Annotated in this window: 15 protein-coding genes; 7 read left to right on the top strand and 8 right to left on the bottom strand. The window is 65.8% G+C overall.

Going from position 1 to position 14,648, the window contains the following annotated elements:
• Nucleotides 1-20: 20 nt before the first annotated feature.
• From ACWIGM_RS02470 to ACWIGM_RS02445, 6 genes are read right to left on the bottom strand one after another with little or no spacing between them, the layout of a single operon-like run.
• Nucleotides 21-854 (bottom strand): 5-deoxy-glucuronate isomerase, encoded by an 834-nt coding sequence (locus tag ACWIGM_RS02470; protein ID WP_454024341.1) that lies wholly within the window; start codon nucleotides 852-854, stop codon nucleotides 21-23.
• On the bottom strand, nucleotides 847-1,908 hold the full coding sequence (locus ACWIGM_RS02465; RefSeq protein ID WP_454024340.1) for an ABC transporter ATP-binding protein: 1,062 nt from the start codon (nucleotides 1,906-1,908) through the stop codon (nucleotides 847-849). The genes ACWIGM_RS02470 and ACWIGM_RS02465 overlap by 8 nt, the downstream gene beginning before the upstream one ends.
• Nucleotides 1,901-2,941 (bottom strand): ABC transporter ATP-binding protein, encoded by a 1,041-nt coding sequence (locus tag ACWIGM_RS02460; RefSeq protein WP_454024339.1) that lies wholly within the window; start codon nucleotides 2,939-2,941, stop codon nucleotides 1,901-1,903. Before ACWIGM_RS02460 ends, ACWIGM_RS02465 begins: the two co-directional genes overlap by 8 nt.
• Before the next feature lie 10 nt (nucleotides 2,942-2,951).
• A complete protein-coding gene (locus tag ACWIGM_RS02455; protein ID WP_454024338.1) occupies nucleotides 2,952-4,091 on the bottom strand; it encodes an ABC transporter permease in 1,140 nt (379 codons plus the stop codon).
• Between the two features lie 7 nt (nucleotides 4,092-4,098).
• On the bottom strand, nucleotides 4,099-5,085 hold the full coding sequence (locus ACWIGM_RS02450) for an ABC transporter permease (RefSeq protein WP_454024337.1): 987 nt from the start codon (nucleotides 5,083-5,085) through the stop codon (nucleotides 4,099-4,101).
• A gap of 42 nt (nucleotides 5,086-5,127) precedes the next feature.
• Nucleotides 5,128-7,041, bottom strand: coding sequence for an ABC transporter substrate-binding protein (locus tag ACWIGM_RS02445; RefSeq protein WP_454024336.1), 1,914 nt, complete (start codon nucleotides 7,039-7,041; stop codon nucleotides 5,128-5,130).
• 213 nt (nucleotides 7,042-7,254) lie between these two features.
• Here ACWIGM_RS02445 and ACWIGM_RS02440 point away from each other — a divergent pair, with 213 nt between their 5' ends.
• The 3 genes from ACWIGM_RS02440 to ACWIGM_RS02430 all read left to right on the top strand — a co-directional run bounded on the left by ACWIGM_RS02440 (nucleotide 7,255) and on the right by ACWIGM_RS02430 (nucleotide 9,590).
• Nucleotides 7,255-8,262: a LacI family DNA-binding transcriptional regulator gene (locus ACWIGM_RS02440; RefSeq protein WP_454024335.1), complete on the top strand. Its 1,008-nt coding sequence runs from the start codon at nucleotides 7,255-7,257 to the stop codon at nucleotides 8,260-8,262.
• Nucleotides 8,263-8,460: 198 nt separating this feature from the next.
• A complete protein-coding gene (locus tag ACWIGM_RS02435) occupies nucleotides 8,461-9,114 on the top strand; it encodes a CPBP family intramembrane glutamic endopeptidase (RefSeq protein WP_454024334.1) in 654 nt (217 codons plus the stop codon).
• Nucleotides 9,111-9,590: a GNAT family N-acetyltransferase gene (locus tag ACWIGM_RS02430; protein WP_454024333.1), complete on the top strand. Its 480-nt coding sequence runs from the start codon at nucleotides 9,111-9,113 to the stop codon at nucleotides 9,588-9,590. The genes ACWIGM_RS02435 and ACWIGM_RS02430 overlap by 4 nt, the downstream gene beginning before the upstream one ends.
• On the opposite strand, the gene ACWIGM_RS02425 is transcribed toward ACWIGM_RS02430, so the two are convergent.
• Complete coding sequence (locus ACWIGM_RS02425) at nucleotides 9,591-10,304, bottom strand: dihydrofolate reductase (RefSeq protein WP_454024332.1); 714 nt, start codon at nucleotides 10,302-10,304, stop codon at nucleotides 9,591-9,593.
• Nucleotides 10,305-10,567: 263 nt separating this feature from the next.
• Between ACWIGM_RS02425 and hflK the strand changes: the two genes are divergently transcribed.
• Genes hflK through ACWIGM_RS02410 form a run of 3 tightly spaced genes read left to right on the top strand, consistent with a single transcriptional unit; the run spans nucleotide 10,568 to nucleotide 12,886 of the window.
• Nucleotides 10,568-11,755, top strand: a complete 1,188-nt coding sequence (gene hflK / locus ACWIGM_RS02420; RefSeq protein WP_454024331.1) for an FtsH protease activity modulator HflK — start codon at nucleotides 10,568-10,570, stop codon at nucleotides 11,753-11,755.
• Nucleotides 11,752-12,678 carry a protease modulator HflC gene (gene hflC / locus ACWIGM_RS02415; RefSeq protein WP_454024330.1) on the top strand — a complete coding sequence of 309 codons (927 nt, stop codon included), beginning with the start codon at nucleotides 11,752-11,754 and terminating at the stop codon, nucleotides 12,676-12,678. The genes hflK and hflC overlap by 4 nt, the downstream gene beginning before the upstream one ends.
• Before the next feature lie 22 nt (nucleotides 12,679-12,700).
• Nucleotides 12,701-12,886 (top strand): DUF2065 domain-containing protein, encoded by a 186-nt coding sequence (locus ACWIGM_RS02410; RefSeq protein ID WP_137879617.1) that lies wholly within the window; start codon nucleotides 12,701-12,703, stop codon nucleotides 12,884-12,886.
• Nucleotides 12,887-12,903: 17 nt separating this feature from the next.
• On the opposite strand, the gene ACWIGM_RS02405 is transcribed toward ACWIGM_RS02410, so the two are convergent.
• Nucleotides 12,904-13,047 carry a hypothetical protein gene (locus ACWIGM_RS02405; protein WP_454024329.1) on the bottom strand — a complete coding sequence of 48 codons (144 nt, stop codon included), beginning with the start codon at nucleotides 13,045-13,047 and terminating at the stop codon, nucleotides 12,904-12,906.
• Between the two features lie 10 nt (nucleotides 13,048-13,057).
• Between ACWIGM_RS02405 and ACWIGM_RS02400 the strand changes: the two genes are divergently transcribed.
• On the top strand, nucleotides 13,058-14,590 hold the full coding sequence (locus ACWIGM_RS02400) for a DegQ family serine endoprotease (RefSeq protein ID WP_454024328.1): 1,533 nt from the start codon (nucleotides 13,058-13,060) through the stop codon (nucleotides 14,588-14,590).
• Nucleotides 14,591-14,648 lie beyond the last annotated feature (58 nt).

Raw genomic sequence — 14,648 nt, 5'->3', positions numbered from 1 at the left:
CAGGCCGGCTAAGTTTCTGGCTATTTGAACTTGTCGCGCATCGACTGGATGCCGGGGATCGCCGCCATCAGATGGGCGTGGCGCTCGTCGAAATGCTGGATGAGCCCGCGCTGCGTCTTCCCGACCAGGATGGTGAAGATGTAGCAGCGGTGGCCGGGCGAGGTGACGGTCGGGTGGTAGCCAGCATCGACTAGAACGGTGTCGCCGTGCTGCACCATGAAGCAGTCGGACTTGCCGTCGGCATAGACGATCTGGGCGCCGAAGCCGCTGCCGGGCTGGTAGCGGTAATGGTAGAGCTCGTCATGGGCGGTTTCGCCGGCGCGGTCGGTATCGTGCTTGTGCGGCGGATAGCCGGACCAGCAGCCGGGATCGGCATAGAGCTCGCTGACCAGGAGGTTGCCGGCGCGCCCTTGGCCGTTCTGGCCGAGGATATGGAAGATGCGCCGGCGGCTATGGGTATCGGGCGAGCCGACATCGACCATCGCGACCTCCTCCGGCGCGATCCGGAAGGGCTTCAGCCCCGCTTCGTCGCAGAGCCCGCCGGCGACGGCGATCTCGGTGGGGCCGGTCGCATTCTCCAGCCGGACCGTGGCGCCCGGCGGCGCGTAGACCGAATCCGCCTCGCCCGACCAGATGTCGGCCCGCTTGCCGACCGCGGCGAAGCGCTCGCCGTCGACGATGATGTCGACCGTGCCGGAGAGCACGACGAGGACGCTCTCATGCCCCGGCAGGGCCTGCTCCAGGCTCTCGCCCGGCTGCAGGCGCAGCAGGTTGAAATGGACATGCGGCAGGCCGGGATCGTCATGGACGATGGCGCGGTTGGCATTGTCGCGGGCGCGGATGTGCTTAGGCATTGGCGTGTCCGGTCTGGATGGCCTCGACGCCCTTGAGGTCGAGCGCCTCGGCGTGGTGGCAGGCGACGCTGCGGCCGCCGAGATCGCGCAGGGGCGGCGGCGTGGTGCGGCAGGTTTCGCTGGCGAAACGGCAGCGCGGGTGGAAGGCGCAGCCGGCGGGGCGGTTGGCGGGATCGGCGACTTCGCCGGGCAGGCGGATACGGCGGTTCTGCCGGCGCTGGGCGGGATCGGGGATCGGCAGGGCCGAGAGCAGCGCCTCGGTATAAGGGTGCAACGGCCGGGCGAAGAGCGCCTCGGAGGTCGCGATCTCGACGACCTGGCCGACATACATCACGACGACGCGGTCGCAGATGTACTCGATCACGCTGAGATCATGGCTGACGAAGAGATAGGTCAGCCCGAACTCCTCCTGCAGGTCGCGCAGCAGATTGAGCGTCTGCGCTCGGACGCTGACATCGAGGGCCGAGACCGCCTCGTCGAGCACGACGAGGCGTGGATGGGTCGCGAGCGCCCGGGCGATGCCGACGCGCTGGCGCTCGCCGCCGGAGAAGGCGTGCGGATAGCGCCGGGCATATTCGGGCCGCAGGCCCACCTTGGCGAGGAGATCGCGGACCTTGGCCTCGATCTCTGCCGGGGGCACCAGCCGGTTGACCTTCAGCACCTCGCCGACGATGTCGCGGACCTGGAGGCGCGGATTGAGCGAGGATTGCGGGTCCTGGAAGACGATGCGCAGATCGGTGCAGTAGGCGGGCCGCTCATCTTCCGAGAGCGTGTCGAGATCGACGCTGCCGCCATCCTTGCGGCGATAGCGCATCGTACCGGCAGTCGGCTGGTGGATGCCGAGCAACAGGCGCGTCACCGTCGACTTGCCGCAGCCGGATTCGCCGACGAGCCCGAGCGTCTCGCCCTGCCTGATCGCGAAAGAGACGTCCTCGACCGCGCGCACCGGATTTGAGGCCTTGCGCTGGAACAGGCTGCGCCGCGGTGGGAACAGCTTGGTCAGCCCGCGCACGTCGAGCAGGATTTCGGGGGGCAGCGCTGGGGTCTCAGCCATGGGCGGCACCTCCGAGAGCGGCAGGTTCGCGCGCGAGAACGCAGCGCACGTCGCGGCGCAGGCCGATCGTGATCGTGCCGGGATCGATGGTGTCGCAGACACCCTTGATCGCGGCGTCGCAGCGCGGATGGAAATCGCAGCCCTTTGGCCGTTCGAACGGCGAGGGCACCATGCCGCGAATGGCGGCGAGCCTCGATCCACGGCCGGAGCCGAGGCGCGGCACCGATTTCAGCAGCGCGCGAGTATAGGGATGGCGCGGATCGGCGAAGATCTCGTCGACCGTGCCGCGCTCGACGATCTTGCCGAGATACATCACCGCGACATCGTCGGCGATCTCGGCGACGACGCCGAGGTCATGGGTAATGAACAGGATCGAGAGCCCGTCCTCGCGCTGCAGCTCCTGCAGCAGGTCGATGATGTTGGCCTGCGTGGTGACGTCGAGCGCCGTGGTCGGCTCGTCGGCGATCAGCAGGCGCGGCCGGCAGGACAGAGCGAGCGCGATGCAGACGCGCTGACGCATGCCGCCGGAGAATTCGAACGGGTAGTTGTTCAATCGCTCGGCTGGCCGGGGAATGCCGACGCGGCCAAGCATCTCGACGGCGCGGGCCTGCGCCGCTTTCTTCGACAGGCCGAGATGCCGGCGGATCACCGGGACGAGCTGCTGGCCGATGGTGTGCACCGGCGAGAGCGCCGCCATCGGCTCCTGCGAGATCAGCGAGATCTCCTTGCCGCGCAGGGAGCGGATCTGGCGGCCGCGCGGATCGAGTCTGGTGACGTCGATCGCCTGCCCATCGCGGCCGGCATAGAGGATGCTGCCGGCGGCGATGCGCCCGCTCGGCGGCAAGAGGTTCATCAGCGCCCGGCCGGTGACACTCTTGCCCGAGCCGGATTCACCGACGATGCAGAGGGTGCGCCCGCGCGGCACGTCGAAGGTGACGCCGTCGACCGCGCGCACCAAGCCGTCATCGGTGCCGATCTGGACCTTGAGGTCGCTGACGGCGACGAGCGGTGAGGGCGCCGCCGCTCCGCGCATGGGCGTCGGCTCAGGCATAGGGATCGGCCGCATCGCGAATTCCGTCGCCGAGGAAGTTGAGGGCGAGCACGGCGATGACCACCGCGACGCCGGGGGCGAGCAGCCAGGGTGCCGTGGTCAGCGCCAGGATGCTCTGCGCGTCCTTGAGCAGCACGCCCCAGCTCACCACCGGCTCCTTCAGGCCGATGCCGAGGAAGGAGAGGGCGGTCTCGGCCAGGATCATGCTCGGGATCGCCAGCGTCACCGAGGCGACGATGTGGCTGGTGAAGGAGGGCACCATGTGCCGCCAGATCACGCGCTGGCGTGAGCAGCCGTCGAGCCGCGCCGCCAGCACGAAATCCTCGGTCCGCAGCGAGAGGAAACGGCCGCGCACGACGCGGGCGAGGTCGGTCCAGCCGATCAGCGAGAGGATGATGGTGATCCAGAGATAGACCAGCAGCGGATCGAGATTGGCCGGCACTGCGGCGGCGAGCCCCATCCAGAGCGGGATGGTCGGGATCGATTTCAGGAAGTCGATGCAGCGCTGCACGACCTCGTCGATCCAGCCGCCATAGTAGCCGGAGATGCCGCCGAGCAGCAGGCCGAGGAACAGGCTGACCGCGACGCCGACCAAGCCGATCGACATCGAGATGCGGGCGCCGTGGATGGTGCGCGAGAGCACGTCGCGGCCGAGCCGATCGGCGCCCCAGAGATACATGGGCTGGGAAGGATCGGCCGGGCCGATCAGGTGCCGGTCCCAGGGGATCAGCCCCAGGAGCTTGTAGGGCTCGCCCTTGGCGAAGAAGACGACCGGGTGGACCGATTTCTCGTCGACGACGAAGGTCCGCTTCAGCGCTACCGGATCGAAGCTCATCCGGTAGCCGTTGACATACATGACATGGGTGTCGCCGGCGGCGTCGGTGCCGAAGAATCTCAGCGTCTGCGGTGGGCCATAGGTGAAGCGGGCGTTGTAGCTGTCGGGCGAGAAGGGCGCGACGAACTCGGCCAGCAGCGCGACGAGATAGATGCCGAGCACCACGAAGAGGCTGGCATAGGCCAGCTTGTGCCGGCGGAAGCGGCGGAAGATCAGCGCCCACTGGCCGGCTTCGGCGAAGCGGCGCGCCGCCGGGGCGACGGTCTCGGGAGCGGTGGGCGTGGCGATATCGCTCATCCCGGCCTCAGGCGTAGCGCACGCGCGGATCGAGCCACGCGAGCAGGAGGTCGGAGATCAGCGTGCCGATCACGGTGAGCACACTCAGCATCAGGATGAAGCTGCCGGCGAGGTACATGTCCTGCGCCAGCAAAGCCGAGAGCAGCAGCGGCCCGGCGGTCGGCAGGCTCATCACCACCGAGGTGACGATGGCGCCGGAGACGAGGTTCGGCAGCACCCAGCCGATGGTCGAGATGAAGGGGTTGAGCGCGACGCGGACCGGATACTTGAACAACAGCTCCGCCTCGCCGAGCCCGTTGGCGCGGGCAGTCTGGACATAGGGCTTGTAGAGCTCGTCGATCAGGTTGGCGCGCATGACGCGGATCAGCGCCGCCGTGCCATGGGTCGCCAGCACGAAGACCGGCAGCCACAGATGCATGGCGAGGTCGCCGACCTTGGCGAGAGTCCAGGGCGCGTTGACGTACTCGGGCGAGAACAGGCCGCTGACGCTCATGCCGAAATAGCGCGAGAGGACGTACATCAGCGCCAGGGCCAGCAGGAAGCTCGGTATGGCGAGGCCGAGGAAGCCGAGGAAGGTCACGACATAGTCGAGCCAGGAATAGCGCCGGACCGCGCTGTAGATGCCGATCGGCAAGGCGACGAGCCAGGTGACGACGAGGGTGATGCCGGAGAGCAGGACGGTGAGGCCGAAGCGGTCCCACATCAGCTCGGAGACCGGCTTGTTCCACTCGAAGGACTCGCCGAAATCGCCGCGGAAGAGGATGCCGGAGATCCAGAGCCAGTACTGGACGTACCAGGGCTGATCGAGCCCGTAGCGCAGCTTCAGCGCAGTCAGCGAGTCGTTGTCGAGCGAGCCGCCCTGCTCGGCGAATTTGGCGCTGAACGAGGTCAGGAAGTCGCCTGGCGGCAATTGGATCACCAGGAAGGCGACGACCGACACCGCCGCCAGCGTTCCCAGCGTATAGACGAGCCGTCTCAGCATGTAGCGGAGCATCACAGGCCTCCGATGCAGTTCGGGCGGGGTGGGAGCCCGGAGCTATTCGTAGAAATATTGCTCCGGATTGGTCGGGCCGGGCGTCATGTAGAAGAAGGTGTCCGGCATCAGCTCGGGCACGTTGCGCATGTTGTTCTTCACGACGCCGTAATTGTCGGCGTCCATATTGGTGCCGATCACGTAGAACTGCTCACGGGTGATCGCGAGGATCTTCTTCATCACCTCGAACTGGCCGGCGGTGCCTGGTGTCTTCTGCATCTCGACATAGAGCGCCTGCTGGCGCTTGGCCGGCTCCGGCGGCTCCTCGGCGTTGGGATCGTTCGGGTTCTGGAAATAGATGCCCCAGGCCGAGGCGAAGGCCGCCTGGTTCTCGTAGGGGAAGTACCATTTCGGATCGAGGACGCCGAGGAAGTCGTAGCCACCGCCGCCGATCCAGACCATGGCGTCGTGCTCATTGGCGAGCATGCGGGCAAAGGCGAAGGATTCCTCGATCGTCTTGACCTGCATCTCGATGCCGACCGAGGCCCAATACTTCTTGATCAGCTCGAGCGCGTCGATCTGGTAGCGGCGCGAGGTCGCGGCATCGACGGCGAAGGAGATGCGCTTGCCGTCCGGGCCGAGCCGGAACTTCTGGCCGTCGCGCTTGGAAAAGCCGGCCTTGTCGAGCAGCTCGTTGGCGCCCTTCGGGTCGAACTTGGTGTATTGCGTCGCCATCTCAGCATCGTAGAGCGCGGTGCCCGGGCGCGGCGCCGCCTGATAAGGCTGCGACTGGCCGGCATAGATCAGCTCGTTGAGCTCCTCGCGGTTGATCGCGAGCGAGAGCGCGACGCGAAAATCCCGGTTGCGGAAGACCTCGCGCAGCACCGGGTTCTTGCTGGTCATGTTGAGCGAGATGCACATCGCGTTCGACCAGGCGGGCTGCGCCTTGAACAGGCGATAGCCGCTGCGCTCGCGGTTCTGCGCCAGCACGATCCGCGTCTCCAGCCCGTTGAGGCGCTGGTTCTGCATGTCGAGCTCGCCATTGATCGCTTTCAGCACGATCGCCTGCTGGTCGCCCATGATGTCGAAGGTGACGCGGTCGATATAGGGGAGCTGCCGCCCCTCCGGATCGACCTTGAAATAGTAGGGGTTGCGCTCGAGCACGACCTGCGTCGTGCCGCCATAGGGCACGGTCAGCTGCCAGGGATCGAGCACCGGCCGGCCGGTGGCGCGCCAGCGGCCGGGGAAGCTGGTCTTGTTCAGGAAAAGGGCCGACCAGTTCGCCGCCTTGGCCTCGGCGACGAGCTTGTCGATGCCATCCGGATTGTACTTCTTGTGGAACTGCTTGAGGTAATGCGCCGGCGCCGCGGCCAGGATGTCCGAGCCGAAGGTCGTCGCCATGTTCTCCAGCAGCATGCCGTTCGGCCCGGTGAAGCGGAACTTCACGGTGACGTCGTCGATCTTCTCGACGATGACGGGATCGTTGCCGCTGCGCAGCCAGCGCGGCACCGACGGCGTCAGCTCCTTGTTCATCAGCACGTCCTGGTACCAGAACATGAGGTCGTCGGCCGTGAATGGCGCGCCGTCCGACCAGCGCGTGCCCTTGCGCAGATGGAAGACGTATTCGGTACCGTCAGGCTTGACGTCGACCTTCTCGGCGACATCCGGCTCGACCGCGGTCCAGGCCCGGTTCCAGCGGACGAGGCGGGTGTAGCCGACCGAACGCTCGATCAGGGAGTCGCTGCCGCCCATCAGGGCCTGGCGCCAGGTGCCGCCATATTTCCCGGCCTTCTCGACCGGTGCGAGCACCAGCGGCGCGTCGGGCAGGCGCTGCGCGACCGGCGGCAGCTTGCCGCCCTTGACCAGTTCGGAGAGCCCCGGCGCCTCCTTGTACTCGGCGCCGTAGGCTCCGCCGGAGAGGGTGAGAAGCAGGGACAGTGCGGCGCCACGCAGGGCGCGCCCAGGGAAAGCTGCCATCGTTTCCTCCGCTGCGCCTTCTGCTCATGGCGGGCGCTATGGAAGCTACGTTATCGTTATCTCAATCGAGGCGTCAAGCCTCGCTGCTTCCCATTGCTCAAGCGGCTGGATAGCCAGAAAATCGAAGGATTAAATGCTCAATCTCGCAGATCTCGGCGATGAAAGAAGCCTCTGGCAAAAGATATCGTTATCGTGAGATAAGGCGATATGGACATGAATCCGGTCTTGCGGCCCTCCACCATCACCGATGTCGCCGAAGCGGCCGGCGTCTCGCCGATGACCGTCTCGCGCGTGCTGAACGGCCGCGGCGGCGCCGGCGAGGAGACGCGCCGGCGCGTGCTGGAGGCAGCCCGGGCGCTGAACTATCGCCCGAACGCCTTCGCCAAGAGCCTGAAGAACGACCGCTCGAACACGGTCGGCATCGTGGTGCCGGATATCGTCAATCCGTTCTTCCCCGAGATCATCCGCGGCGCCGAGCTCGCGGCGCGGCCGGCGGGCTATACGCTGCTCTCCTGCAATGTCGTCGAGGATCCCGAGCGCGAGGAGGAGGTGCTCGGCATGCTGCTCGACAAGCGCGTCGACGGGCTGATCATCTGCAGCGCCCGCCTCGACGAGGAACGCCTCCTGCGCGCGATCGCGCCGCACCGGGCCGTGGTGCTGATCAACCGGGCCGCCGCCAAGCGCCATGCCGGCACGATCGAGGTCGATTATCGCGCCGGCGTCGAGGCGGTCGTGACACGGCTCGTCGCCCAGGGCCGGCGGCGCTTCGGCTTCGCCGCCGGGCCGGCCGCCTCGCATGGTGGACGCAAAAGGCGCGAGGGGATCGAGGCGGGTCTGGCGCGCCACGGGCTGTCGCTGGTCTTCGATCTGCCCTGCACGCCTGACCTGCAGGGTGGTGCCGAGATCGCTGCCCGCTTCCTGCCCGAGGCGGCGCAGGTCGATGCGATGATCTGCTACAACGACCTGATCGCGCTCGGATTGATGCAGCCGCTGGCGCAGGCCGGGATCAGGGTGCCGGACGACATCGCCATCGTGGGTTGCGACGACATCCCCGCCGCGTCGCTGGTCTCGCCGGCGCTGACGACGCTCAGGATCGCCAAGCAGGACCTCGGCGAGATGGCGATGCGCATGCTGCTCGACCGGATCGCCGGCCGCAACGCGCAGCAGGGCATCGTGATCGAGCCCGATCCGATCTGGCGGGCGACGACGCCCAATCGCTGAGAGATAGCGCGCATCGGATTTGCGACGACACGCCGGCGGACGGCCGACGCGCCGGCGACGCATGTGCACAAGCTCCAGCCCGTGGTGTAAGCATCTTGCGCTGGCGCGACGAGATTCGCGCTCTGCCGACCGATCTGGAGGCATTGTGAGCGCAAACTGTCGCTCCCATCCGGCGATCAAGGCGCCGATCATGGATTGATGGACCGCGTCGTCCTTCCGGCTTTCGGCCAGGTCCTGTTCGCGGTCGGGCTCGGCTATGCCGGGGTGGCCGCTGCCTCGATCCTGGCCAAGCTGCTCCTTGGCGCCCCTTTCGGCTTCGATGCCCGCGAAACTGCATTTTTCCTGGGTGTCGGGCTCGGCGCGGTACTCGCAGCATGGAGCCTGGGCGACCGGTCACTGGGCCGCGCCTTGGCCCTGTCATGGCCGGCGGATCGGCGCATCGTCATCCGCTTCGTGGCGGTGTTGCTGCTCGTCCTGGCCGTCGAGGCGATCGCCGCTGCATCGGGGCTTCTCGGGTCGATCGAAGATCTCAAGGCAATGTCCAGTTCGGAGCGCAGCTGGCTCGGCTTTCTGAATGCGGTCGTTCTGGCTCCGATCGTCGAGGAGGCCTTGTTCCGCGGTCTGCTGTTCACGCGCTTGCGTAAGCGCTTCTCAGCATGGCCGGTTCTGGCGGCCGTGACGCTGGCTTTCGGGCTGCTGCATGCCGAGAACGGCCTGCTGCATGTCGTCTCGGTTCTGCCGGCTGGTTTGTTTCTGGGCTATGCACGCGAAGTTTCAGGTGGAATCGGTCTGCCGATTCTGCTGCACGCCTGCATGAACTTGGCGATTGTTGTCGCGGGGACTGTCCTATGAGCCTTTCAATCCGTCCCGCCCGGTCCGACGAGGCCGGGCTGGTGCTCAGCTTCGTGCGCGAGCTCGCCGAATACGAGAAGCTGCTGCACGAGGTCGAAGCCAGCGAGGCCGACATGGCCGCCGCCCTGTTCGGGCCGGAGCCGAAGGTGTTCTGCGACATCGCCGAATGGGATGGGCAGCCGGCCGGCTTCGCGATCTGGTTCTATACCTATTCGACCTTTACCGGTCGGCACGGCATCTGGCTCGAGGACCTTTATGTCCGCCCGGACCAGCGCGGCCGCGGCATCGGCAAGGCGCTGATGGTGCGCCTCGCCAAGCGCTGCGTCGACGAGGGGCTGTCGCGCTTCGCCTGGTGGGTGCTGAACTGGAATGAGCCCTCGCGGGTGTTCTATCGCTCGATCGGCGCGGTGGCGCAGGACGAATGGACGGTGAAGCGGCTCGACGGCGAGGCGTTGCGCAAGCTCGCTGGCGGTTAATTAGAGATCGAGGGCGAACTGCTCCGCGGAAGCAGCAAATTGCTCGTCGGCTTGAATGCCGCTTGTTTCTTCCGCTCGATGTCTGAGGGCCAGTAGCTCACGGCCTGGCCTAAGAAATTTATCGATCATCTCATCTCTTATCGTGTCGATGCGCTTTCGCTTGACCGATATCCGAAATGGATATTGGTCGTGATTTGTGGATGGGAACTCTTCCTCTTTGATGGTACGCCAAATTTCTGGGTCGAAAACGATCTCAAATTTCGCATCACCTCTGATCATGCTTGAAAATACTTCTGTAAGGTAGACTTTATTAATAAAGGCGTCAAACATTGTATACATTTGCGCACCGCCAATGACAAAAAACTCACGATGACCGCGGGCAATTGAAAAGAAATCCGCAAAATACAATGCTGATTCATAGTCTTTTGCCCAAATAAGGTTATGGCGATCTTCTCCCAATGTGCGCGATAGGACAATGTTATATCTATTTGGAAGCGGCTTCCCGATAGATTCGAATGTTTTTCTTCCCATGATGATGGCTTTCCCGTCCGTTGTGCGGCGGAAATGCTGGAGATCTGTTCGCAGTTTCCAAGGTAATGTGTTGTCATCTCCGATAATCATATCGGGAAAGCTACGGGCAACGATCGATGATACAGACGGAAGTCTAATCTTCCGTGCCTTGCTCTTGGCGATTTTGCTTGTTTTTACTACCACTTTGATTCTTTGCCGTTGCTCGATTGGGGGCGGTCTAACCACATATAGCGTGCGTGCTCAATGTTCGATTGCGGCATGGCTAGGATCCGCCGTGAGGTATAACAGTCGCGGCTGCGACGAACGGTCTACGACCAAAGGAGCTTGCGTCGTTGACGAATCCGTGGCCGATGCCCAATTCAACGCGCATTGCGCCTGATGGCGCTGACAGCGTTCAACCGTTCAGCTATGCACGGTCGAAGCAAAGAGTGAGGAACGGCTGAGGCATGCCTTGGAGTAACCAGAGCGGCGGGAGTGGCGGCAGCGGCGGTGGCGGTGGCCCCTGGGGCCAGCGCGGCGGCGGCGGCAATGGCGGCGGCCCGTGGGGCGGTGGCCCATCTGGCGGCAATACGCCGCCCGATCTCGAGGAAATCATCCGGCGCGGCCAGGACCGCCTGAAGGACTTCATGCCGGGCGGCAATCTCGGCGGGCGCGGGCTTCTGCTCGTCGGGCTCGGCCTGGTGCTGCTCTGGCTCGCCACCGGCTTCTACACGGTGCGACCCAACGAGGTCGGCCTCAACCTGATTTTCGGCAAATATGTCGGCAAGACCGGGCAGGGCCTGAACTACAACCTGCCTTATCCGATCGGCAGCGTGGTCAAGCCGCAGGTCACCAACGTGATCACCACCGAGGTCGGCTTCCGCACGATCGAATCGGCACGCACCTCGCGCCAGACCGATGTCGGCGAAGAGAGCCTGATGCTGACCGGCGACGAGAACATCGTCGACATCGACGTGATCGTGCAGTGGCAGATCGATCCGGGCGCGCCCGAGAACTACGTCTTCAATATCCAGGATCCGCCGGGCACCGTGAAGGCGGTGGCCGAGAGCGCGGTGCGCGAGATCATCGGCCGGCGCAACATCCAGCCGGTACTGACCACCGATCGCGGCCAGATCGAGACCGAAGTCCGCCAGCTGATGCAGGAGACGCTGAACAGCTACCGCGCCGGCGTGCAGATCAGGCTGGTGCAGCTGCAGAAGGTCGACCCGCCGCAGCAGGTCATCGACGCCTTCCGCGACGTCCAGGCGGCACGCGCCGACCAGGAGCGCCTGCGCAACCAGGCCGAGACCTATGCCAACCAGGTCGTGCCCGAGGCGCGCGGCCGCGCGGCGCAGCTCGTCCAGTCGGCCGAGGCGTTCAAGGACCAGACCGTCGCCGAGGCGCGCGGCCAGATCAGCCGCTTCAACTCGGTCTATGAGCAATACAAGAACGCGCCCGCCGTGACCCGCGAGCGCCTGTTCATCGAAACCATGGAGCGTGTCCTCGGCGGCATGGACAAGGTGATCCTCGACCAGAGCGGCTCCGGCAACGGCGTCGTGCCCTATCTTCCGCTCGGCGAACTCGGCCAGCACCAGCAGCCGCGCCGGCCGGCCGGTCAGAACCAGGGCCAGGGCCAGCAGGGGACGACGCGATGAACGGCTTCCTTCGCATCGGCATTCTCGCCGTAATCGCCATCGTCGCGATCGTCTTCTACGCCGCGACCTTCGTCGTCCAGCAGACCCAGTCGGCGATCGTGCTGCGCTTCGGCGCGGTGCGCAGCGTCGTCACCGAGCCGGGACTCTACTTCAAGCTGCCGGCGCCGTTCGAGCAGGTCACCTATCTCGACAACCGCATCCTCGACCTCGACCTGCCGGCGCAGGAAATCATCGCCTCGGACCAGAAGCGGCTCGTGGTCGACGCCTTCACGCGCTACCGGATCTCCGATCCGCTGCGCTTCTTCCAGGCGGTCAACAACATCCCGCGCGCCAATTCGCAGCTGGCCTCGATCGTCAACGGTAATGTCCGCTCGGTTCTGGCCGAGGCGACCTTCACCGCAATGGTCCGCACCGACCGCTCGCGGCTGATGAACCGCATCCGCGACGATGTGAACCGCGAGGCGGGCCGTTTCGGCATGACCGTGGTCGACGTCCGCTTGCGCCGGGTCGACCTGCCGGCGGCCAACTCGCAGGCGGTGTTCCAGCGCATGCAGACCGAACGTCAGCGCGAGGCGGCGGAAGCGCGCGCGCTCGGTGGCCAGCAGTCGCAGGAGATCCGGGCCAAGGCCGAGCGCGAGGCGACGATCATCGTCGCCGAGGCGCAGCGGAGATCCGACGAGGTCCGCGGTCAGGGCGAAGGCGAGCGCAACCGCATCTTCGCCGAGGGCTTCGGCAAGGATCCGGAGTTCTTCGCCTTCTACCGGTCGATGCAAGCCTATGAGGCGAGCCTGAAGGCTGGCGATACGCGGATGCTGCTGTCCCCGGATTCGCCGTTCTTCCGCTTCTTCAACGACCCCGCCGGCCGCCGCTCGGGCGCCGGCACCGACGCCGCTCCGGCGACGCCGGCAGCTCCCAAGCCCTGATGCCAATGACCGAGCGCTGCGCATGACAGATTTCCTCGCGGCGCTCGGCCTGGTCTTCGCCATCGAGGGACTGCTCTTCGCCTCTATCCCAGAGATCGCCAAGGAGGCGCTGCGCAGCGCCTCCGAGACGCCGGTCGAGCGGATGCGCCTGATCGGCATCGTCTCGGCGATCGTCGGCGTCGGCCTGGTCTGGCTGGTCCGGAGCTGAAGCGCCTCTTGCGGCGATCACGGCGTTATGACGCAATCTTGTGTCGCCCTTCCGCCGCATTTTTCGGTTCTTAAGTTGCGTTCGGATTCCGGCTGCGCTGCAATGCCGCCAAGGCCGACCTCGTCAACGTCGATCTCTTGGCGCGACATCATCATGATCATGAGGACATCGATGGCACTCACACATTCCCACGCCTACCGTCTGGCGCGGATCGCGACTGTCGCCGGAATGGCGCTCGCGACGGTGCCTGCCTTCGCCCAGGCGACGCCGGCGCCGGGCAACGTCCAGGCCGTGCCGCAGGCCCATGGTGCCACCATCTCGCTGGCGGACCTCGCCGAGCGCGTGATGCCGGCGGTGGTCAACATCGCGGCGGTGACGACCAGCGAGACCCGCGGCCGCAACCTGCCGCAGCTGCCGCAGCTCGGCCCGGACACTCCGTTTGGCGACCTGTTCGAGGAGTTCTTCAACCGTCGCGGCCGCGGCGGCGAGCAGGGCCAGAACCAGCCGCCGCAGCAGCGCCGTTCGCAATCGGCCGGCTCGGGGTTCGTGATCGATCCGTCGGGCCTGGTGGTGACCAACAACCACGTCATCGGCGACGCCAACGAGATCACCGTGGTGTTCAGCGACGGCCTGCGCCTGAAAGCCGAGGTCGTCGGCAAGGACACCAAGGTCGACCTCGCTCTGCTGCGGGTGAAGCATGACAAGCCGCTGCCCTCGGTCAAGTTCGGCGATTCCGACAAGATGCGGATCGGCGACCCGGTGATGGCGATCGGCAATCCGTTCGGCCTCGGCGGCTCGGTCTCGTCGGGCATCGTCTCGGCCCGCAACCGCGACATCAACCAGGGCCCCTACGACACCTATATCCAGACCGACGCGGCCATCAACAAGGGCAATTCCGGCGGTCCGCTGTTCAACATGGGCGGCGAGGTGATCGGCATCAACACGGCGATCCTGTCGCCTACCGGCGGCTCGGTCGGCATCGGCTTCGCGGTGCCGTCCTCGCTGGCGACCAACGTCGTCGATCAGCTCAAGGAGTTCGGCGAGACCCGCCGCGGCTGGCTCGGCGTGCGCATCCAGAACGTCGATGATGCAGCCGCCGAGGCGCTCGGCCTCGGCACCGCGCGCGGCGCGCTCGTCGCCGGCATCGACGAGAAGGGCCCGGCCAAGCCGGCCGGTCTCGAGATCGGCGACGTGATCGTCAAGTTCGACGGCAAGGACGTGAAGGATTCGCGCGAGCTGCCGCGCATCGTCGCCGCTACGCCGGTCGGCAAGGATGTCCCGATCCAGGTGATGCGCAAGGGCAAGGAGCTGACCAAGACGGTCAAGCTCGCCCGCCTCGAGGATGGCGAGAAGGTCCAGCAGGCTTCGGCCAGCAAGCCCTCGGGCGAGGCCGCCAAGCCGGCGACCGCCTCGGCGCTCGGCCTCGAATTCTCGGCCCAGAACGAGGAGCTGCGCAAGCGCTACTCGATCAAGGACGGGCTCAAGGGCGTCGTCATCACCAAGGTCGACGCCAACTCGAACGCCGCCGACAAGCGCATTCTGGTCGGCGAGCTCGTGGTCGAGGTCGGCCAGGAGCCGGTGAACTCGCCGGAGGACGTCACCAAGCGGCTCGACGCCCTGAAGAAGGAGGGCAAGAAGTCAGCCCTGCTGCTGGTCTCGAATGGCCAGGGCGAGGTCCGCTTCGTCGCGGTGACGATGAGCTGACGTCGCGCAGGCTTCGTCGACATACCGAAAGGCGCTCCGCAAGGGGCGCCTTTTTTGC

The sequence above is a fragment of the Allobosea sp. NPDC055332 genome, assembly GCF_053645455.1.
This window is presented reverse-complemented; position numbering and strand designations above follow the sequence as displayed.